The 20,637-nt window shown below is 71.0% G+C and carries 13 protein-coding genes and 1 pseudogene; 10 read left to right on the top strand and 4 right to left on the bottom strand.

The window, feature by feature from the left end; translation table 11 throughout:
* Positions 1 to 82: 82 nt before the first annotated feature.
* Complete coding sequence (locus tag ACIBCK_RS20875; protein WP_399392196.1) at positions 83 to 1,243, bottom strand: glycosyltransferase family 39 protein; 1,161 nt, start codon at positions 1,241 to 1,243, stop codon at positions 83 to 85.
* A 230-nt stretch (positions 1,244 to 1,473) separates the two neighbouring features.
* On the opposite strand from ACIBCK_RS20875, the gene ACIBCK_RS20870 reads away from it, so the two are divergent.
* Positions 1,474 to 3,099 carry an MFS transporter gene (locus ACIBCK_RS20870; protein ID WP_399392195.1) on the top strand — a complete coding sequence of 542 codons (1,626 nt, stop codon included), beginning with the start codon at positions 1,474 to 1,476 and terminating at the stop codon, positions 3,097 to 3,099.
* A 113-nt stretch (positions 3,100 to 3,212) separates the two neighbouring features.
* Positions 3,213 to 4,409 (top strand): acyl-CoA dehydrogenase family protein, encoded by a 1,197-nt coding sequence (locus ACIBCK_RS20865; RefSeq protein WP_399392193.1) that lies wholly within the window; start codon positions 3,213 to 3,215, stop codon positions 4,407 to 4,409.
* A gap of 13 nt (positions 4,410 to 4,422) precedes the next feature.
* On the opposite strand, the gene ACIBCK_RS20860 is transcribed toward ACIBCK_RS20865, so the two are convergent.
* Positions 4,423 to 4,866, bottom strand: coding sequence for a cell division protein SepF (locus ACIBCK_RS20860; RefSeq protein WP_367040391.1), 444 nt, complete (start codon positions 4,864 to 4,866; stop codon positions 4,423 to 4,425).
* A gap of 290 nt (positions 4,867 to 5,156) precedes the next feature.
* Between ACIBCK_RS20860 and ACIBCK_RS20855 the strand changes: the two genes are divergently transcribed.
* The 6 genes and pseudogenes from ACIBCK_RS20855 to adhE all read left to right on the top strand — a co-directional run bounded on the left by ACIBCK_RS20855 (position 5,157) and on the right by adhE (position 13,756).
* Positions 5,157 to 6,425, top strand: a complete 1,269-nt coding sequence (locus ACIBCK_RS20855; RefSeq protein WP_399392191.1) for a DUF5685 family protein — start codon at positions 5,157 to 5,159, stop codon at positions 6,423 to 6,425.
* Between the two features lie 18 nt (positions 6,426 to 6,443).
* A complete protein-coding gene (locus tag ACIBCK_RS20850) occupies positions 6,444 to 7,250 on the top strand; it encodes a DUF1684 domain-containing protein (RefSeq protein ID WP_399392189.1) in 807 nt (268 codons plus the stop codon).
* Positions 7,251 to 7,506: 256 nt separating this feature from the next.
* Positions 7,507 to 8,406 carry a S1 family peptidase gene (locus ACIBCK_RS20845; protein ID WP_399392188.1) on the top strand — a complete coding sequence of 300 codons (900 nt, stop codon included), beginning with the start codon at positions 7,507 to 7,509 and terminating at the stop codon, positions 8,404 to 8,406.
* 233 nt (positions 8,407 to 8,639) lie between these two features.
* The gene (locus ACIBCK_RS20840; protein WP_399392186.1) at positions 8,640 to 9,563 is read left to right on the top strand and encodes a slipin family protein; all 924 of its coding nucleotides are present in this window, start codon (positions 8,640 to 8,642) and stop codon (positions 9,561 to 9,563) included.
* Between the two features lie 274 nt (positions 9,564 to 9,837).
* Positions 9,838 to 10,923 carry a S1 family peptidase gene (locus tag ACIBCK_RS20835; protein ID WP_399392185.1) on the top strand — a complete coding sequence of 362 codons (1,086 nt, stop codon included), beginning with the start codon at positions 9,838 to 9,840 and terminating at the stop codon, positions 10,921 to 10,923.
* A 203-nt stretch (positions 10,924 to 11,126) separates the two neighbouring features.
* Positions 11,127 to 13,756, top strand: a pseudogene (gene adhE, locus ACIBCK_RS20830) (bifunctional acetaldehyde-CoA/alcohol dehydrogenase).
* 18 nt (positions 13,757 to 13,774) lie between these two features.
* On the opposite strand, the gene ACIBCK_RS20825 reads toward adhE, so the two are convergent.
* Together ACIBCK_RS20825 and ACIBCK_RS20820 are read right to left on the bottom strand one after the other, a co-directional pair.
* Positions 13,775 to 14,920 carry an AAA family ATPase gene (locus ACIBCK_RS20825; RefSeq protein WP_399392183.1) on the bottom strand — a complete coding sequence of 382 codons (1,146 nt, stop codon included), beginning with the start codon at positions 14,918 to 14,920 and terminating at the stop codon, positions 13,775 to 13,777.
* A 67-nt stretch (positions 14,921 to 14,987) separates the two neighbouring features.
* Positions 14,988 to 16,043, bottom strand: coding sequence for a DUF3533 domain-containing protein (locus tag ACIBCK_RS20820; protein ID WP_399392181.1), 1,056 nt, complete (start codon positions 16,041 to 16,043; stop codon positions 14,988 to 14,990).
* 175 nt (positions 16,044 to 16,218) lie between these two features.
* Here ACIBCK_RS20820 and ACIBCK_RS20815 point away from each other — a divergent pair, with 175 nt between their 5' ends.
* Both ACIBCK_RS20815 and ACIBCK_RS20810 read left to right on the top strand, forming a co-directional pair.
* Entirely contained in the window at positions 16,219 to 19,662 is a 3,444-nt protein-coding gene (locus tag ACIBCK_RS20815; protein ID WP_399392179.1) for a DNA polymerase III subunit alpha, read from the top strand.
* A complete protein-coding gene (locus ACIBCK_RS20810; protein ID WP_399392177.1) occupies positions 19,659 to 20,633 on the top strand; it encodes a DNA polymerase thumb domain-containing protein in 975 nt (324 codons plus the stop codon). The genes ACIBCK_RS20815 and ACIBCK_RS20810 overlap by 4 nt, the downstream gene beginning before the upstream one ends.
* Positions 20,634 to 20,637 lie beyond the last annotated feature (4 nt).

The raw sequence follows: 20,637 nt of genomic DNA, 5'->3' as shown, positions 1-20,637 counted from the left end.
CGGTTTTATGGTCCTTATGAATTCGTTCACCGGGGTCTTGTGCGGAATTTGCCGTCCGCTCACCGGAGGCGCCCGGAAATGATCATGGCGGACCCGAGCCGTTCAGCCAGAACGCCCCGTACACCGCGCTCGCCGCCGCCACACCGCCGAGCACCAGCGCCGACCTGGAGGTACGCACCCGGGCGAGCGCCACCGCGACCGGCAGGAGCAGGGGGAAGGCGGGCAGCAGGAGGCGCGGCTTCGAGCCGAAATAGCCCGCGGCGCACAGGGCGAGTGCCACGACGATCCCGCAGTAGACGAGAAGTGGCAGTGGCTGCTTCTGCCGTACGCCGATGACGTACAGCCAGACCACCAGGGCGACCCCGACGATCAGGCCTGCCCCCGCGAGGGCCCCAGGGAAGGCGGTGAACTTGTCGCCGACGAAGCGGGCGAAGGCATAACCGAAGTCGAAGCCGTTGCCCCAGCCCGCCTGGACGTCGAGATAACCGAGGATGCCGTCGCCGGTGCGGTGACCGACCCACAGGACGTAGCCCGCGGCGCCGAGCGGGGCCAGGACCACCCCCAGGATCATGCGCGGGCCGGCCTTCCCCTCCCGGCGGATCCGCACGGCCGCCGTCACCCAGAGCGCCGCGACGACCGCGGCGCCCACGGGCCGGGTCAGTCCGGCGAAGGAGGCGAGCGCGCCCGCCCACACCCAGCGGTCGGTGAGCACCGCGTACAGCGACCAGGCCGCGAGCGCGGTGAACAGCGACTCGCTGTACGCCATCGACTGCACGATCCCCACGGGCAGGACCGCCCACAGCGCGACCGCGCAGATCCCCGCCCTGCGCCCGTAGAGATGATCGGCGATCGCGAAGATCCCCGCGGCGGCGCAGAGCGAGGCGAGCCAGCTCACCACCAGGCCGGCATCGGCGTACGACAAGGGACTGATCGCCGAGACGAGCCGCTCGAGCCAGGGAAGCAGCGGGAAGAACGCGAGGTTCGAGTGGACGCTGCCGTCCGGGAGCGTCACCTCCCAGCCGTAGCCGTGCTCGGCGACGCGGGTGTACCAGAGCGAGTCCCAGCGGGCGGTGAGGAGCGTGTGCGGGCTCTTGCCCGCCGCCGCACTCCACACGGCGAGCACCGCGAGCCCCAGGGCGCGCACCCCCGCGTAGGCGAGCAGCGCGGGCGCCGCACGGCGCAGCGCGGCGCCCGCACGGGCGCCGTACGACGGCGGGGGCAGGCGTTGGTCCAGGTCGGTCACGGGCTCGATTATCGGCGCAGGCGGGAACCGGCGGCGCTCCCGGGGGCGTGGTCCATGCGTGGGCAGCGTGGCGTATGCCACACCGTCTCCGTGCAACCGTGAGAGGTCCGCCACGCGCCACAGCCGTGAACTCGCGTACTCTGGCGGCTCACTCGCCTTTCGTTGCCGCCAGCTGGGAGATCACGTCCCGCGGGGCCGCCGATGCGAGGGATCACTGGGAGGTATCGCACATGTCGGGTTCAACCACGGCCACCGCTCCTTCCGGCCGTCGGGTACCCGGGTCGCAGGGCGGCGCCAACCGCTGGCTGGTGCTCGTGGTCCTCTGCGTAAGCCTGTTGCTCGTCGCCGTCGACGCCACCGTTCTGCACGTGGCGGTGCCCGCAGTCACCGAGGACCTGAAGCCCGGTGGCATCGAGCTGCTGTGGATCGTGGACGTCTATCCACTGGTCTGCGCCTCGCTGCTCATCCTCTTCGGCACGCTCGGCGACCGCGTGGGCCGCAGACGGGTGCTCCTCCTCGGTTACGCCCTCTTCGGCGTGGCATCGGCCGTGGCCGCGATGGCGGACAACGCCCAGATCCTGATCGCGGCCCGCGCCCTGCTCGGCGTCGGCGGCGCGATGATCATGCCCGCGACGCTCTCCATCCTCCGCCAGGTCTTTCCCGACCGGCGCGAGCGCGCCGTCGCCATCGGCGTGTGGAGCGCGGTGGCCGGGATCGGCGCGGCGGGCGGACCGCTGCTGGGCGGGTTCCTCCTGGAGCACTTCTGGTGGGGCTCGGTCTTCCTGATAAACATCCCGCTGATGCTGGTCAGCCTGCCCATCGGACGCTGGCTGCTGCCCGAGTCGACGGGCGACCGCGACGGTCCGTGGGACGTCGTCGGCGCGCTGATGGCCGCGGGCGGTCTCTTCGGCCTCGTCTTCGCGGTGAAGCGGGCGGGCGGCGGCGAGTCGCCGTTCGGCATGACGACCCTCCTGTCGTTCGTCCTGGGCGCCGCCCTCCTGGTCGGCTTCGTCCGCAGGCAGCGGCGGCGCAAGCACCCGCTCATCGATCTGTCGATGTTCGCGCGGCCCGCGTTCAGCACATCCCTGGGCTGCATCGTCCTTGCGATGCTCGCCCTGGTGGGCCTGGAGCTGGTCGCCGCGCAGTATCTGCAGCTGGTGCTCGGGCTCTCCCCGCTGGAGACCGGGCTGCGGCTTGTGCCGCTCACCGTCGCCGCGATGGCCGCCGGCCTCGCCGGATCGAAGCTCCTGCACCGCTTCGGCCCGCGCACGATGGTCGCCTCCGGGTTCACCCTCACCGCGGTGGCCGTGCTGGTGCTCACCGGCCTGGGCGACGAGGTCAACGACCCGCTCCTGCTCTTCAGCTTCGTGCTGCTGGGCCTCGGCCTGCAGACCACGCTCTTCGGCTCCTACGAGTCGATGCTCAGCGAGGCGCCCCAGGCGCAGGCGGGCGGCGCCGCCGCGATCGGCGAGACCTCGTACCAATTGGGCGCCGGCATCGGCATCGCGCTGCTCGGCAGCGTCATGAACGCGGCGTACGCGCCGGGCCTCTCGTCCGTGCGCGGCGTGCCGGCCGAGGAGAGCGCCGCCGCGAGCCACTCCCTCGGCGAGGCCTACCAAGTCGCCTCGGGGCTCGGTGGCGGAGCGGGCGACGCGCTGCGCACCGCCGCGCGCGAGTCCTTCGTGCACGGGCTGCACGTGACCCTGCTGGTCAGCGCGGGGCTCCTGCTGCTCGGCGCGCTGATGGCGCTGAAGCTGCCGCGGACCATGGAGTGCGGGACGCCCCCGGCACAGGGTGACCAGGGGGTTCCGGCACCCCGGAGTGAGGCGGAGGTCCCGGCGGAGTCCCTCCGCTGACGTGCTTCTCCGGCCTTCGGTGGGGGAATTCCCCCACTCACTCGCCCTTGGTACCGTCAACGCGAGCCGTAAGTAACTACCACTGCTAGTTTTTGCGCCGCCGGAGGCCCGAGATGTCCGCACGCAGCCGCACCCCCCTGCCGCCCTTCGACCCCACCGACCCCCTCGGCATCGACGACCTCCTGGAACCGGAGGACCTCGCGATCCGCGAGACCGTCCGCACCTGGGCCGCCGACCGCGTCCTGCCGCACATCGCCGACTGGTACGAGAAGGGCGAGCTGCCCGGCATCCGCGACCTCGCCCGGGAGCTCGGCTCGATCGGCGCGCTCGGCATGTCCCTGGAGGGCTACGGCTGTGCGGGGGCCAGCTCCGTCCAGTACGGGCTCGCCTGCCTGGAGCTGGAGGCCGCCGACTCCGGAATCCGCTCGCTGGTCTCCGTGCAGGGCTCCCTGGCCATGTACGCCATCCACCGCTTCGGCTCCGAGGAGCAGAAGCAGCGCTGGCTGCCCGGCATGGCCGCGGGCGAGATCATCGGCTGCTTCGGCCTGACCGAGCCCGACCACGGGTCCGACCCCGCGTCGATGCGCACCTTCGCCAAGAAGGACGGCACCGACTGGGTGCTCACCGGGCGCAAGATGTGGATCACCAACGGTTCGGTGGCCGGGGTCGCCGTGGTCTGGGCGCACACCGACGACGGGATCAAGGGCTTCGTCGTCCCCACCGGGACCCCCGGCTTCTCGGCACCCGAGATCAAGCACAAGTGGTCGCTGCGCGCGAGCGTCACCAGCGAGCTGGTGATGGACGAGGTACGGCTGCCCGCCGACGCGGTGCTTCCCGAGGTCACCGGGCTCAAGGGCCCGCTGAGCTGTCTCTCCCACGCGCGCTACGGCATCGTCTGGGGAGCCATGGGCGCCGCCCGCTCCTCCTTCGAGGCCGCCGTCGAGTACTCCAAGACCCGCGAGCAGTTCGGCAGGCCCATCGGCGGCTTCCAGCTCACCCAGGCCAAGCTCGCCGACATGGCGGTCGAGCTGCACAAGGGCATCCTGCTCGCGCACCACCTCGGCCGCCGTCTGGACGCGGGCAGGCTCCGCCCCGAACAGGTCAGCTTCGGCAAGCTCAACAACGTACGAGAAGCGATCGAGATCTGCCGCACGTCCCGGACGATCCTGGGCGCGAACGGGATCTCGCTGGAGTACCCCGTGATGCGGCATGCGACAAATCTCGAATCGGTGCTCACCTATGAGGGCACCGTCGAGATGCATCAACTCGTGTTGGGCAAGGCGCTCACCGGTCTTGACGCGTTCCGGTGAGCGGCCTCGCCCGCTAGCTCTGGTTGAAGAAACCGTCCGTCGGACGGCTCGTGGCCTCCCCGTTGACGATGTGCGTGTCGGCGGGGGTGAGCAGGAAGACCCGCGTCGCCACGCGCTCGATGGAGCCGCGCAGGCCGAAGGTGAGGCCCGCCGCGAAGTCCACGACGCGCTTGGCGTCGCCGGGCTCCATCGACGTGAGGTTCATGATGACCGGGACACCGTCCCGGAAGAGCTCGCCGATGCCCCGCGCGTCCCGGAAACTGTCCGGGGTCACGGTGCCGATCCGGCGCCCTTCCTCCTCGGCGGCCTCGGCCACCACCCGCACCCGCGGGTCGGTCACCCAGGCTTCGCCGGGCCCCTCGGCCCCGTCGTCGTCGTAGCCGTCGTAGTAACGCTCGTCGTTGTTGTTGTCGTCGACGAGGCCAAGCCAGGCACTCGCCTTGCGCACCGATCCCATGGACGCCTCCTCTCACAGCGGGCTTTCTGCGTTCCGCATCCCCATGTTCGTCCATGATGCGGATAGTGCGCCAAGTGGATAGTCGCCGCGCGGGGTTTTCGTGACGGTACTGGTGCAGAGTCAACACGCCGTACACGCGTGATTCCTCAAGGGTCCTGCTGTGTACGGCTGCTGACAGTGAGTGAAATATGATTGTTCGCGGCGTATGGGTGACGACCGGTGCGTCCGGGTGAACGGACCCCTCGATACGATGCCCGAGTTGATCGTCAACGGGCTCACGGGGGAGTCGTATGTTCGGAATCGTCAGGCCCTGCAGCCATCGTCTGGGAGAAGGCCTCAAGACGCAATGGATGGCGCATCTGTGCGGGCTCTGTCTCGCTCTTCGTGGTGATCACGGACAGTTCGCCCGTGTCGTGACCAACTACGACGGCCTGATCATCTCGGTTCTGACGGAGGCTCAGGCCGCCAGGGCGGCCGGCTGGAGGCGCACCGCGGGGCCCTGCCCCCTCCGCGGAATGCGCACCGCATCCGTCGCGCGGGGCGAGGGCGCTCGGCTCGCCGCCGCGGTCTCGCTGGTGCTCGCGTCGGCGAAGGTGCGCGACCACGTCGTGGACGGGGACGGCCTCTTGGCGCGCAGGCCGGTGGCCGCGGCCGCCCGGAAGGTCGCACGGAGCTGGGACCGGGCGGGTGCCCGCACCGGCGCCGACGTGGGATTCGACACGGCTGTCCTGCTGGATGCCGTCGAACGGCAGGTCGGCATCGAGGGCTTGGCGGGCCCCGGCACCTCCCTGCTCACGGTCACCGAGCCGACCGAGACCGCGACCGCGGCGGCCTTCGCGCACACCGCCGTCATCGCGGGCAGGCCGGGCAACGCCGAGCCGCTCGCCGAGGCCGGGCGGCTCTTCGGCAGGCTCGCGCATCTCCTGGATGCCGTGGAGGACAAGGAAGCTGACGCCGCGTCGGGTGCGTGGAACCCGCTGACGGCCACGGGCACCGGCCTCGCCGAGGCCAGGCGCCTCGCCGACGACGCCCTGCACGGCATACGGCTCGCGCTGCGGGACGCCGAATTCACCGACGGCAAGCTGGCGCATGTGCTGCTCGCGCATGAGCTGGGGCGCTCGGTGGACCGGGCCTTCGGGACCGACGCGTGCGGGCACACACACGAGGTGACGGCGCATCAGGGCGGCTCCTTCGGACCGCCACCGCCGTCCCCGGGGCAGGGCGGGCCGTACGGACAGCAGGGTGGCCCGTACGGGAACAGCAATCCGTACGGAGGCGGGGCACCAGGTGGGCCGGGTGGTCCCGGCGGTCCGGGTGGTCCCGGTGGATTCGGGGGAGGCCACGGGCCCGAGCAGCAGCCGCCGAAGCCGGGCAAGCGGGGCTTCTGGGCGGGGTGCGCGGTCGCCATCGGCCTCTGCTGCACCTGCAAGCTGTGCTGCGCCGATTCGTACGAGGGCCCCTGGTCCCGCAAGAAGCGCGAGGGGTGCTGCAACAACTGCGGCGACAGTGGGTGTTGCTCCTGTTGTGAGTGCTGCTCCTGCTGCGACTGCGGGCTCTAGGCGTCGTAGGTTGATCACATGACGACGGACGCTGCACGGGACTGGAAGCACTGGCACGAGCGGCGGACGGAGACGGTGTCCGCGCCCTACGGCCCGCTCTCGCTCACCGGCACCCACTGGCTCGCGGACTACCCGGATGGTTCGCTTCCGGACATCCCCGGGCGCTGGACCGAGGCGGGCGACGAGACCGTCCTGACCGCAGGAGCCGGCGACGGGCTCACCCTCGACGGGCAGCTGTTCAGCGGCGAGGCCCGCCTCACCGCCGACCCCGGCCCCGTGGGCGCGGCCCGCGTCGGGTGCGGCGACCGGCGCCTGGTCGTCCTGCGCCGCGAAGGGCTCTGGGCGGTACGCGACTTCGATCCTGACTCCGCCGCGCGCCGCGCCTTCCGGGGCATCGAGGCCACGGGGTACGACGCGCGCTGGGCGGCGCCGGGACGTTTCACGCCGTACGCCGCAGAGAGCACCACCGACGGGGTGCGCACCGTGCGGGTCGGCAACGCGGACGGGGTGGAGCGGGGCCTCGGCCTCGGCGGTGAGCTGGCCTTCACCCTGGCCGGAAAGGAGCACACGCTCCAGGTGTCGGTGGAGGGCGACGGCTCCTTGTGGGCGGTGTTCGCCGACGCGAGCAGCGGAGTGTCCAGCTACCGGTTCCGTTTCCTGCGCCCTGCCGCGCCGGACGCCGAGGGGCGCACGACGGTGGACTTCAACCGCGCGCTTCTTCCCCCGTGCGCCTTCGCCGACCACTTCATCTGCCCGTTCCCGCCACCGGGCAACACTCTGGACGCCGAGATCGCCGCAGGAGAGCGGAACCTCATCGGCCGCTGACACGTCAGAAGAAGAGCCGATGACCCAAGCCCCGACGGCGTACGACAGGTACGACAGCCGTCGGGGCCGGTTGCCGTGTATCCGGCTTACGGCCGAAAGGCGCCCTTGTGCGCGGTGTCCGTGGCCCGAATACTCCCGAGCAGCGCTTGTCAGGAGCACGGCTAACCGGAATCCGGCTTGCCCTTTGCTCATGGCTGCGCCTCACGGGTCCGCAACCCACACGGACCCACTGACTTCCCCCCGGGAGGAACAACAAGTGAGGATCAAGCGCACCACCCCCCGCAGCGGCATAGCGAGACACACACGTCTGCTGGCCGTGGCCACCGGACTCGTGGCCGTCGGCGCGCTCGCCGTCCCCGCCGCCAACGCCAACGACGTCACCACCTTCAGCTCGGCGCAGCTCACCAAGGCGAGCGACGCGGTGCTCGACGCGGATGTCGCAGGCACCGCATGGAGTGTCGACAAGGCGACGAACCGCCTGGTCGTCACCGCCGACAGCACCGTCTCCAAGGCCGAGATCGCCAAGATCAAGGAGGCGGCGGGCAACAACGCGGGCGCCCTCAAGGTCGAACGCACTCCCGGCAAGTTCAGCAAGCTGATCTCCGGCGGCGACGCGATCTACGCGTCCAGCTGGCGCTGCTCGCTCGGCTTCAACGTCCGCAGCGGCAGCACCTACTACTTCCTCACCGCCGGTCACTGCACCGACGGCGCGGGCACCTGGTGGGCCAACTCCGCGAAGACCACGGTGCTCGGCAGCACGCACGGCTCCAGCTTCCCGACGAACGACTACGGCATCGTCAGGTACACGAACGCGTCGATCACCAAGTCGGGCACGGTCGGCAGCCAGGACATCACCAGCGCGGGCAACGCCACCGTGGGTCAGAACGTCACCCGGCGCGGCTCGACCACCGGCACCCACACCGGCCGGGTCACCGGCCTGAACGCCACCGTCAACTACGGCGGCGGCGACATCGTCTACGGCATGATCAAGACCACGGTCTGCGCCGAACCCGGCGACAGCGGCGGCCCGCTCTACGCGGGGTCGAAGGCGCTAGGCCTCACCTCGGGCGGCAGCGGCAACTGCTCATCGGGCGGCACGACGTTCTTCCAGCCGGTCACCGAGGCACTGAGCGCGTACGGCGTGAGCGTCTACTGATCCACGACGACTGATCCGCGTACGACTGGTTCACGTACTACTGATTCATGTACGACCTGATCCACGCGCGGCTGACCCACGCACGGCCAGTCTGCAGCCAGCAGCACAGGGGAGCCCTCGTCCGGAAGTCCGGGCGGGGGCTCTCTCCTGTCTCGCGTCTCCCTTTGTGCGCCCTGCGGCGTTACCTTCGAAGTGCACGCCCAACACGCCCAATTCGGACCCTGGGGGCCGGCATGGTCGAGGAGCTGGTGGCGGCGGGAGTAGCCGTCGGGTCTGTCGGAGCGGTCTATGTGATGGCTGCGGCGCGTGTCGTCAAACAGTACGAACGGGGCGTGGTGCTCCGGCTCGGGAAGCTGCAGCGTTCGGTGCGCGGGCCCGGGTTCACGATGGTCGTGCCGTTCGTGGACCGGCTCCGCAAGGTGAACATGCAGATCGTGACGATGCCGGTCCCCGCGCAGGACGGCATCACCCGGGACAACGTCACGGTGCGCGTCGACGCCGTCATCTACTTCAAGGTGATCGACGCCGCCGAGGCCGTCGTTCAGGTGGAGGACTATCGCTTCGCCGTCTCGCAGATGGCGCAGACGTCATTGCGCTCGATCATCGGCAAGAGCGATCTCGACGATCTGCTCTCCAACCGCGAGCAGCTCAATCAGGGCCTGGAGTTGATGATTGACTCCCCGGCCGTCGGCTGGGGCGTGCAGATCGACCGGGTCGAGATCAAGGACGTGTCGCTCCCGGAGACCATGAAACGGTCCATGGCCCGGCAGGCCGAGGCCGACCGTGAGCGACGGGCCCGCGTGATCAACGCGGACGCCGAGCTGCAGGCCTCCAAGAAGCTGGCCCAGGCGGCACACGAGATGGCGGACGAACCGGCAGCGCTCCAACTGCGCCTGCTCCAGACCGTGGTGGCCGTCGCCGCCGAGAAGAACTCCACCCTCGTACTGCCCTTCCCCGTAGAGCTCCTGCGCTTCCTGGAGCGGTCCACGCAGGCGCAGCCGCCGCCCGCGGGCGCGCCCGACCCCGTATCCGCAGGGTCCGAGCCTCCCGCCACCGTGACCGAATCCCCCGCCGTCGCGCTGCCGGATTTCGGTGCTCCGGATTCGGAAGCCGGTGAGCGGGACGCGCCAGGAACGTCGAGAACCGGACAGGACTAGTCCTTACCCGCTGCCGATCACCCGCTCGCACGCGGTGTTTGCAGCGGGGACCGACGTGGTGGGACCGGCGTCGGTGAAGACGCGGGGGGCGCGCGGTGACTGTCGCGTGCGCGTCCTGAAGTAGACCTTGTGTGCTACCGGACGGTATCGGGATAGTGGGCGCACCCTTTGGCATGGACGCGGCTTTCGCAGCGTGAGCGACTCCTTGCCGGTACGCCTTCCGGTCCCCAGGTCCCCACACCGAACGGGCCGACCCCCCACAGGAGGACGTGACTTGAAGCACCGACGCATATCCAAGCGACGTGCAGCCGTGGCAGGTGCGGGCATCACCGCACTGATCGCCGCCGGAATCACCTTCCAGACTGCGAACGCGAGTGAGAGTGCCCCGACCCCCACGCCGGACACCCTCTCGGTCGCGAAGGCCGGAAAGCTCGCCTCGTCCCTCGGCAAGGACCTCGGCCTGGACGCGGCCGGTACGTACTACGACGCCAAGGCCAAGAACCTCGTCGTGAACGTCCTCGACAAGAGCGCTGTCGACGCCGTCGAGTCGGCGGGCGCCAAGGCGAGAATCGTCGAGAACTCCCTCGCCGAGCTGAAGAGCGCCCGCACGACGCTCAGCGACAAGGCGTCCATCCCGGGCACCTCGTGGGCGGTCGACCCGGCCACCAACAAGGTCGTCGTCACGGCGGACCGCACGGTCAAGGACGCCCAGCTCGACAAGCTCGGCGCGGTCGTGAAGGGTCTCGGCGGCAAGGCCGAGCTCCAGCGCAGCAAGGGGGAGTTCAAGCCCTTCATCGCAGGTGGCGACGCCATCTGGGGTGGCGGGAGCCGCTGCTCGCTCGGCTTCAACGTGGTCAAGGACGGCGCTCCGCACTTCCTGACCGCCGGCCACTGCACCGAAGCGGTGACCAGCTGGTCCGAGGAGCAGGGCGGCCCGGCCATCGGTGAGAACGCGGGCTCCAGCTTCCCCGAGAACGACTACGGCATCGTCAAGTACAGCGGCGACACCGCGCACCCGAGCGAGGTGAACCTCTACAACGGCTCGACGCAGGCCATCACCAAGGCGGGCGACGCGACCGTCGGCCAGAAGGTGCAGCGCAGCGGCTCGACCACGCAGCTGCACGACGGCACGGTCACCGGTCTCGACGCCACCGTGAACTACGGCAACGGCGACATCGTCAACGGTCTCATCCAGACCGACGTCTGCGCCGAGCCCGGCGACAGCGGCGGCGCGCTCTTCGCGGGCGACACCGCGCTCGGTCTCACCTCGGGCGGCAGCGGTGACTGCAGCGCCGGCGGGGAGACGTTCTTCCAGCCGGTTCCGGAGGCGCTGTCCGCCTTCGGTGCGGAGATCGGCTAGCCAGGGGCGCCCCCGGCAGGGGGCAACGGGACAGGGGCCGGTCCGCCGCCATGGGCGGACCGGTCTCTTTTCCATGTGTCCTTGTGAAAACATTCACAAGGACCTTTGGCCTGCTCAGAGGGGTCTTCTGCGGCTCCCGCAGACCGGCGGACGGGTGTCGAATTGAGGTATCAGCGAAAAGGTCTCACCGAAGGAGCCCCGCCATGGAGGCCAACGAGATGGTGGACGGACTGGTCGAGGGAGCGCTCACCGCGCTCGGCCGGTTCGCGTCGTACGACCAGGAGCAGGTCGACCACATCGTCAAGAAGGCCTCCCTCGCCGCGCTGGGCCGGCACGGGGATCTGGCGAGGCTGGCCGTGGAGGAGACGGGCCGCGGGCTGTTCGAGGACAAGGCGGTCAAGAACCTCTTCGCCTGCGAGCACGTCGTCAACTCGATGCGCGGCCTGAAGACCGCGGGCGTCATCTCTCGTGACGAGCTGAACGGCATCACCGAGATCGCCGAACCGGTCGGCGTCGTCTGCGCCATGACCCCGGTGACCAACCCGACGTCGACGACCCTCTTCAAGGCGCTCATCGCCCTGAAGACCCGCAACCCGATCATCTTCGCTTCCACCCCAGCGCCCAGCGCTGCTCCGCCGAGGCCGCCCGCGTCGTGCGCGACGCCGCGATCGAGGCCGGTGCACCCGCCAACTGCGTGCAGTGGATCGAGGAGCCCTCGATGGAGGCCACCGGGCTGCTCATGAACCACAAGGGCGTCTCCACCATCCTCGCCACCGGCGGCAACGCCATGGTCAAGTCCGCCTACTCCTGCGGCAAGCCCGCGCTCGGCGTCGGCGCGGGCAACGTACCCGCGTATGTCGCACGCAGCGGCAAGCTGCGCCGCGCGGTGCACGACATCGTGCTCTCCAAGGCCTTCGACCACGGCATGATCTGCGCATCGGAGCAGGCCGTGATCCTCGACAAGGAGGTCTACGACGAGGGGATCGCGGAGTTCGAGCGGCTCGGCGCGTACGTCGTCACGGCGGCCGAGAAGACCAAGCTGGAGGAGTTCGTCTTCGGGACGACGGCCTTCGGCGCCGACTGCGCGGGCGCGAAGCTGAACGCGGCCGTCGTCGGCAGGTCCCCGCGGTGGATCGCCGAACAGGCCGGATTCGAGGTCCCCGAGGGCACGTCGGTCATCGTCGCCGAGTGCGCGGAGGTCGGCGACGGCGAGCCGCTCACCCGCGAGAAGCTCTCCCCGGTCCTTGCTGCCCTGAAGGCCGATACCACCGAGCAGGGCCTCGAACTGGCCGCCCGGATGGTCGAGTTCAACGGCCTGGGCCACAGCGCGGCCATCCACACCGAGGACGATGAGCTCGCCGAGGAGTTCGGCAGGCGGGTCAAGGCGGTGCGCGTCATCGTCAACGCGCCCTCGACCTTCGGCGGCATCGGCGACGTCTACAACGCCTTCCTGCCCTCGCTCACCCTCGGCTGCGGCTCCTATGGGCACAACTCGGTGTCCAACAACGTCTCCGCGGTCAACCTCATCAACGTCAAGCGGATCGGACGGCGCAACACCAACATGCAGTGGTTCAAGGTCCCGCCGAAGATCTACTTCGAGCGCAACTCCCTGCGCTACCTGGGCGAGATGGACGGCATCAGGCGCGTCTCGATCGTGACGGACAAGACGATGTCGACGCTCGGCTTCGTGCAGCGGGTGACCGACATCCTCGCCGCGCGCCCCGAGGCCGTCACCGTCCAGGTCATCGACGACGTCGAGCCCAACCCGGAGCTCGCGACCGTCCGGGCCGGAGCCGCGCGCATGCGGGACTTCGAGCCGGACACGATCATCGGGCTCGGCGGCGGCTCACCGATGGACGCCGCCAAGATCATGTGGCTGATGTACGAGCACCCGGAGGTCGAGTTCGCCGACACCAAGGAGAAGTTCTTCGACATCCGCAAGCGGGCCTTCAAGTTCCCGGGCCTCGGCGAGAAGGCGCAGATGGTGGCCGTCCCGACCACCTCGGGCACGGGCAGCGAAGTCACCCCCTTCGCCGTCATCTCCGACCCGGAGGCCGCGCAGAAGTACCCCCTGGCCGACTACGCGCTGACCCCGAACGTCGCGATCGTCGACCCGGTCCTGCCGATGAAGCTCCCCGCGACGGTCACCGCCGACTCCGGCTTCGACGCGCTGACGCACGCCACCGAGGCGTACGTGTCGGTGTACGCGAACGACTACACCGACGGGCTCTGCCTCCAGGCGATCAAGCTCATCTTCGAGAACCTGGAGCGGTGCGTCGTGAACGGGGCCGGCGATCCCGAGGCGCGCGAGAAGATGCACAACGCCTCGACCGTGGCGGGCATGGCCTTCGCCAACGCCTTCCTGGGCCTGGTGCACGCGATGGCGCACACGCTGGGCAACACCTTCCACGTCTCGCACGGCCGCACCAACGCGCTGCTCCTGCCGCACGTCATCCGGCACAACGGCACCGTCTCCGGCAAGGCGACGCCGTGGCCGAAGGCCGAGGTCTACCGGGCGCCGGAGCGGTTCCAGGAGATCGCCCGGATGCTGGGGCTTCCGGCGGATTCCCCTGAGCAGGGGGTCGAGTCCTACGCCCGTGCTGTCGAGGAGCTGCGGGCCAAGTGCGGTCTTCCCGGCTCGTTCGCGGAGGAGGGCGTCGACGAAGGGGCCTTCATCGAAGCCCTGCCGGAGCAGGCGATGAACGCGTACGCCGATCAGTGCGCGCCGGCCAACCCCCGGATGCCGATGCTCTCCGAGATGGAGGGGCTGATGCGGCAGGCGTACTACGGGGCGCCCCGTAGGGGCGCGGGGAACTGCGCGACCAGCCACTGACGGCCCGCAGGTTCGAACTCAGCGCTTCGGCCAGTACCACAGCGGCTCGTCCAGAAGGCTTTCCCGGCCCGCCACCGTCGTCTGCCCCGACTCCTTGAGCAGTTCTATGGAGTTCACGTCGACGCGGTGGCGTACCGCTCCCTTGGCCACGGCGTCGGCGAGAGGGCGGGCATGGGTCACCAGGACGACCTGGGTGTCCTTCGTCGCCGTGAGGATCAGGTCCGCGAGGGGGCGCAACAGGTCCGGATGCAGGCTCGTCTCCGGTTCGTTCAGGACGAGGAGCGAAGGTGGCCGGGGCGTGAGCAGTGCCGCGGTCCACAGCAGATAGCGCAGTGTGCCGTCGGACAGCTCGGCCGCTCCGAGGGGGCGGTTCAACCCGCGCTGGTGCAGCTGGAGTTCGAAGCGTCCGCCCTGCTCGACGATGTCCACCCGGCTGCCGGGGAAGGCGTCGTCCACCGCCGCGTCGAGCGCCGCCGGGTCGCCGATCTCGCGGATGGTCTGCAGGGCCGCCGCCAGGTCCGCCCCGTCATGGCCGAGGACGGGCGTGCGGGTGCCGATGCGGGCGGCGCGGGCGGGGGCTTCGGCGTCCGTGCGGACGTGGTCGTAGAACCGCCAGGAGCGGATCAGTTCGCGCAGCCTGAGCAGGTCGGGGGCCAGCTGCGGGTCGGCCAGTTCGCTCAGCATGCTGTCGTACGGGCGGATGCCCTGGGTGCGGTGCCAGCCGCCGTCGGCGGTGCGGGTGCGCACGGCGGGGCCCGCGCGGTCGCAGAGCAGTGCGGCGGGGCGCAGGACGGGCCCGGCCCAGGTGCACTCGCGTTTGATCTCCGGGTCGAGGTTGAACATCGAGGGCGCGGCGCCGGATCCCGAGGTGGGGATCGGGTGGCCGAAGTCCACCCCGTACCCGAACTCGTCGCCGGCGAAGCCGAGGCGCAGGCTGGTCGCCTCCGCCTTCGCGGGGCCCGCCCACAGCGCCGATGGGAGCCCGCCCTCGCGGGCGAGGGCGGCCACCGCGCCGCCCCGCGCGGAGTCGGCGAGCAGCCGCAGCGCGCGGTACAGGCTCGACTTGCCGGTGCCGTTCGCGCCCGTCACGACGTTCAGCCGGTCCAGGGGGACGATCAGTTTGCGCAGGGAGCGGTAGTTCTCGACCGCCAGGGTGGTGATCATCGCTTCAGCATCGCACCCGGGTCTGACAACGGCCGGGGGAAGCGGTCCTCCGGGCAGGCCGCCCGGCTCACCGGCGGTGGGCGCCGCTGTCCGTGTCCGGTTCCTCCATGGCGGGGCGCTGCCCCGGCTGGCGGTCCCCGCGCAGCGCGGACATGGCCAGGGTGATGACGGTGCCGAGTACCGCCCAGGCGGCGAGCACCAGCATCGGGCCGGTGATCGCGTTGCCCTTGAAGTACGCGATGGAGCGGGCCACCCAGGTGCCCGCGCCCGGCGGCAGCCAGGGGCCGATCTCCTTCCAGAACGGCGGCAGCATCGGCAGCGGGAAGGCGCCGCCCGCGCTCGGGTTGCCGGCGATCACCACGAGCAGGACGGCGAGGCCGATGCCCACGATTCCGGTGAGCGACTGCAGGGCGAGCGTGATCATGCCGACCGAGAAGACGACGAGCGAGCCGAGGCCCCACAGGCCCATGATGCTGCCGGGCAGGGCGCCCAGGACCGGCCCGATGATGAGCGCGCCGCCCAGGCCGCCCGCGATCGAGTAGAGCGCCATGACGCCGGTCCTGATCAGGGCGCGCTGCCGGTTGGTGGCCCGTGCGCCCGCGCTGATCGCCAGGATCGACGCGCACAGATAGCCGCCGACGCACCAGCCGACGACCAGGTAGAAGGACGAGAGGCCGTCGAAGTCCCTGGCGGAGGCCGGGGCCACGTCCACGGTCTTGACCGTCCGCTTCTCGGCGCCTTCGACCTCGGTGGCGATCTTCTCCAGTGCCGTGGCGAGGACGGTGCCGCCGCCGGAGCCGACCAGGAGGGTGTCGTCGGTGCCCTGGGGGTCGAGGAGCAGGGCGCCGTCGATGTCGCGGTTCATGATCTGGTGCTGGGCCGCGGCCTCGTCCTTGAGCACACGCGGGTCGAGCGGGTCGCCGGGGAGCTTCCCGAGCTTGTCCGCCGTCTCCTTTGCCGCCGGGCCCGGAGCGACGACCCCGAAGGGCACGTCCTTCGGCTTCGGGTCGTGCAGGGCCCCTACGTAGGACGCGATGAACAGCAGCTGCAGGGCCAGTACACCGATGACCAGCAGGGCTGCTCGCGGGGTGACGGCGCTCTTCAACTCATCGGTGAAACTCATGCCCCCACGCTCCGTGTCCCCTGCTGTTTGCGCAGGTGGGCGGGGCCGAATGGGCGAAGAGGGTGCGGTTTCGCTCGGGTATCGCACAATGGTGTCGTACACGCGTTCGAAAGTTGGTCTATGGTGGAGGCGGGGGATGTGAGGTCGGATCGGTTCAGGGTTTCAGGAGGTGCGTGTGCCAGGGTTCACGCATCTGCACACCGTCTCCGGGTTCTCCCCGCGGTACGGGGCCTCGCACCCGGAGCGGCTCGCCGAGCGCGCCGCCGAGCGGGGCATGGACGCCCTCGCGCTCACCGACCGGGACACCCTCGCGGGGACCGTCCGGTTCGCCAAGGCCTGTGCGAAGGCGGGGGTGCGGCCGCTGTTCGGGGCCGAGCTCGCGGTGGGGGAGCCCGCGCCGTCGAGCGGTGCGCGGCGGCGGACCCCGGTGCGCGGAGGTGCCTTCATCGACGAGTCGACCCCGCGCGTGACCTTCCTCGCCCGCGACGGCGCCACGGGCTGGGCCGCGCTGTGCCGCCTGATCACCGCCGCCCACCGGAGCGGCGAGGGGCAGCCCGTGCTTCCGTGGGAGGAGAACCACGGGGACGGCATGACCGTGCTGCTGGGCCCCGCCTCCGACGTGGGGCGCGCGCTCGCCGCCGGGCGCCCCGACCGGGCCGCCCGCCTCATCGGCCCCTGGCGCGAACGCTACGGGGATGCGCTGCGCCTGGAGTCCGTCTGGCACGGCCGCGAAGGCACCGGACCCGGTTCGCTCCGCCTCGCCGCCCGCACCGTCGGCTTCGCCGCCGAGCAGGGTGTGCGCCCCGTCCTGAGCAACGCCGTCCGCTACGCCGACGCCGGCATGGGTCCGGTCGCCGACGTGCTCGACGCCGCGCGCCGCCTCGTCCCCGTCGACCCGACCAAGGAACTCGACACCGGAGAGCGGTGGTTGAAGGGCGCCGACGCCATGCTGGGCAACGCCGAGCGGATCGTGGAGGCGGCGGGCTTCCGCCGTGACACCGCCCACCGCCTCGTCGAGCAGACGCGGACGGCCGCTGCCGAGTGCGTCGTCGACCCCGAGGACGACATCGGCATCGGCTCCGTGCGCTTCCCCGAGCCGCATCTTGTCGGCGCCGGACGCCGCAGCGCCCAGCGCGTGCTCGCCTCGCGGGCGGCGGCGGGAATGGTGCGGCTCGGGTACGACCGCGGCCCGGAAGCCCGTGGCTACTGGGAGCGCATGCACCATGAGCTGGACATCATCGCGTACCACGGCTTCGCCTCCTACTTCCTCACCGTGGCCCAAGTGGTCGACGACGTACGCGACTTGGGCATCAGGGTGGCGGCGCGCGGCTCCGGCGCCGGGTCCCTGGTCAACCACCTCATCGGCATCGCGCACGCCGACCCCGTCGAGCACGACCTGCTCATGGAGCGGTTCCTGTCCACGCGGCGTGCCGTTCTGCCGGACATCGACATCGACGTGGAGTCGGCACGCCGCATCGAGGTCTACCGCGCGATCATCGGCCGCTTCGGCACCGACCGGGTCGCGACCGTCGCCATGCCCGAGACCTACCGGGTCCGCCATGCCATCCGCGATGTGGGCGCCGCGCTCTCCATGGACCCGGCCGAGATCGACAAGATCGCCAAGGCTTTCCCGCACATCCGCGCGCGGGATGCCCGCTCGGCGATGGAGGAGCTGCCCGAACTGCGGGAGGTGGCGGGACAGCAGGAGAGGCACGGCCGTCTGTGGGAACTCGTCGAGGCCCTGGACGCGCTGCCGCGCGGGGTCGCCATGCACCCGTGCGGAGTGCTGCTCTCCGATGCCTCGCTGCTCGCGCGTACGCCCGTCATGCCCACCAGCGGCGAGGGCCTGCCCATGTCCCAGTTCGACAAGGACGACGTGGAGGACCTCGGGCTGCTCAAGCTCGACGTCCTCGGTGTGCGGATGCAGTCGGCGATCGCGTACGCGGTGGGGGAGGTCGAGCGGGCCACGGGTGAGCGGGTGGACGTGGACGCGGCGCCGCCGGACGACCCGGCGACGTATCAACTCATCAAGTCCACCGAGACCTTGGGCTGTTTCCAGATCGAGTCGCCGGGCCAGCGGGACCTGGTCGGGCGGCTGCAGCCCGCGACCTTCCACGACCTGGTCGTCGACATCTCGCTCTTCAGGCCGGGCCCCGTCGCCGCCGACATGGTGCGGCCCTTCATCGAGGCCCGGCACGGCCGCGCGCCCATCCGCTATCCGCACCCGGACCTGGCGGGCCCGCTCAAGGAGACGTACGGCGTCGTCGTCTTCCACGAGCAGATCATCCAGATCGTGGACATCATGACCGGCTGCGGGCGCGACGAGGCGGACCGGGTGCGGCGCGGGCTCTCCGACCCCGAGTCGCAGGGGCGGATCCGGTTCTGGTTCGCGCAGCAGGCTGCGGCCAAGGGCTACGACGCCGAGACGATCGGCCGGACGTGGGAGATCATCGAGGCCTTCGGCTCGTACGGCTTCTGCAAGGCGCACGCGGTGGCCTTCGCGGTGCCGACGTATCAGTCGGCGTGGCTGAAGACCCATCACCCGGCCGCCTTCTACGCGGGGTTGCTCACGCACGACCCCGGCATGTACCCGAAACGGCTGCTGCTCGCGGACGCGCGGCGGCGAGGGGTGCCGATCCTTCCGCTGGACGTGAACCGGTCCGCGGTCGCTCACCGTATCGAACTGGTGTCTGGTTCTGATACGGCTCCGGACCGCTGGGGCCTGCGCCTCGCCCTCTCCGACGTCCACGGCATCAGCGAGGCCGAGGCCGAGCGGATCGCCGACGCGCAGCCCTACACCTCGCTCCTCGACTTCTGGGAGCGGGCCAGGCCGAGCAAGCCGGTCGCGCAGCGGCTCGCACAGGTCGGCGCGCTCGACGCGTTCGGCGCCAACCGCCGCGACCTGCAACTGCACCTGACGGAGCTCCGGCGGGGCTCGCGAGGGGTCGCCGGAGCCCAACTCCCGCTGTCCGGCGGCCGGAAGACGGCGCCCGCCGGGCTTCCCGACCTGGACGACGCGGAGCGGCTCAGCGCCGAGCTCGGCGTCCTCGGCATGGACTCCTCACGCCATCTCATGGGCGACCACACCGAGTTCCTCCGGGAGCTCGGCGTGCAGAGCGCCCGCCGTCTGCGGGAGGCCGAACACGGGGCGACCGTCCTGGTCGCGGGCGCCAAGGCGGCCACCCAGACCCCGCCGATCCGCTCCGGGAAACGGGTCATCTTCACCACCCTGGACGACGGCACGGGCCTGGTCGACCTGGCCTTCTTCGACGACGCCCACGAACGGTGCGCGCACACCGTCTTCCACTCCTGGCTGCTCCTGGTCCGCGGAGTGGTGCAGCGGCGCGGGCCGCGCAGCCTCAGCGTGGTCGGCGCCGCCGCGTGGAACCTGGCGGAACTGGTGGAGCTGCGGCAGGAGGGCGGGCTCGAAGCGGTAGGGGCGCGCCTCGCCGAGCCGGGCCCCGACGGGGAGTCCGACGGGGCCCCGGCGGACGACGGCCGCCGCATCCGGATGTCCACGGGGTACGAGATGCACCCCTGGGCCGACCTCCAGCCGCCCGGTGAACGGGCGGCGACGGGACGGAAGTTGTGGCACCAGAGCCCGGGGAGCGCGGGATGAGCACTCTGTGCGTACGGTTCCTCCTGCCGCCCCTGTACGAGGCCGCCATGCCCCGGCTGCTCACGCTGCTCGGCGAGTTCAGCCCGGTCGTCGAGGCCCTGCCGCCGGACTCCGCGCTCGTCGACGTACGGGGAGCGATGCGCTACTTCGGGCGGGACGCCGTCGAGCTCGCCTCGGTGATACGGGTGCGGGCGCTCGCCCACCACGGCGTGGACTGCGTGATCGGCGCGGGCCCCGGCCCGATGCTCGCGCGGATGGCCGCCCGGGAGGCCGCGCCCGGCGTGACCCGGGTCGTGGGCGCGGACCCGGACGCCGTCGCGGAGTTCCTCGGACCGAAGCCGGTCGTCGAACTGCCGGGGGTCGGCCGCGCCACCGCCCGCACCCTGTGCTCGTACGGGCTCGACTCCGTCGGCAAGGTGGCCGCCGCGCCGCTTTCCACGCTGCAGCGCCTCGTCGGCGCCCGCGCGGGCCGCGAGCTGCACGAGAAGGCGCACGGCGTGGACCGCGCACGCGTCGTGCCGAACGCCGCCGCCCGCTCCCTCGCCGCCGAACGGCCCTTCCCGCGCGACGAGTTGGATCCCACGCGGCACCGCAGGGCGCTGCTCTCCCTCACCGAGGAACTCGGTGCGCGGATGCGCGACGAGGACCAGGTGTGCCGCTCCCTGACCCTCACCGTGCGCTACGCGGACCGTTCCACCACGACCCGCACACGCGCGCTGCCCGAGCCGACCGCGCACTCCTGCGCGCTGACCGGGTCCGCGTACCGGATGTACGAGGCGCTCGGCCTCCAGCGGGCCAGGGTGCGCGGCATCTCGCTGCGCACCGAAGGGCTCGGCCCCGCCGAACACGCCGCACACCAGCTGATGTTCGACCCGGTGGACGACAGGTCCCGCAAGCTCGAGGCGGTGGCCGACCGGGCGCGGGCGAAGTTCGGTCCTGGCGCGATCGTGCCGGGCACGCTGGCGGCGTAGCACC

Origin of the sequence: Streptomyces sp. NPDC051218, from assembly GCF_044455475.1 — a bacterium.
GTDB lineage: Bacteria > Actinomycetota > Actinomycetes > Streptomycetales > Streptomycetaceae > Streptomyces.
This window is presented reverse-complemented; position numbering and strand designations above follow the sequence as displayed.

Coding starts and splice junctions, on each gene's coding strand:
- ACIBCK_RS20860 (WP_367040391.1), bottom strand. CDS start 4,866: ATGGGATCGGTGCGCAAGGCGAGTGCCTGGCTTGGCCTCGTCGACGAC.
- ACIBCK_RS20820 (WP_399392181.1), bottom strand. CDS start 16,043: ATGAGTTTCACCGATGAGTTGAAGAGCGCCGTCACCCCGCGAGCAGCC.
- ACIBCK_RS20825 (WP_399392183.1), bottom strand. CDS start 14,920: ATGATCACCACCCTGGCGGTCGAGAACTACCGCTCCCTGCGCAAACTG.
- ACIBCK_RS20870 (WP_399392195.1), top strand. CDS start 1,474: ATGTCGGGTTCAACCACGGCCACCGCTCCTTCCGGCCGTCGGGTACCC.
- ACIBCK_RS20865 (WP_399392193.1), top strand. CDS start 3,213: ATGTCCGCACGCAGCCGCACCCCCCTGCCGCCCTTCGACCCCACCGAC.
- ACIBCK_RS20855 (WP_399392191.1), top strand. CDS start 5,157: ATGTTCGGAATCGTCAGGCCCTGCAGCCATCGTCTGGGAGAAGGCCTC.
- ACIBCK_RS20810 (WP_399392177.1), top strand. CDS start 19,659: ATGAGCACTCTGTGCGTACGGTTCCTCCTGCCGCCCCTGTACGAGGCC.
- ACIBCK_RS20840 (WP_399392186.1), top strand. CDS start 8,640: ATGGTCGAGGAGCTGGTGGCGGCGGGAGTAGCCGTCGGGTCTGTCGGA.
- ACIBCK_RS20850 (WP_399392189.1), top strand. CDS start 6,444: ATGACGACGGACGCTGCACGGGACTGGAAGCACTGGCACGAGCGGCGG.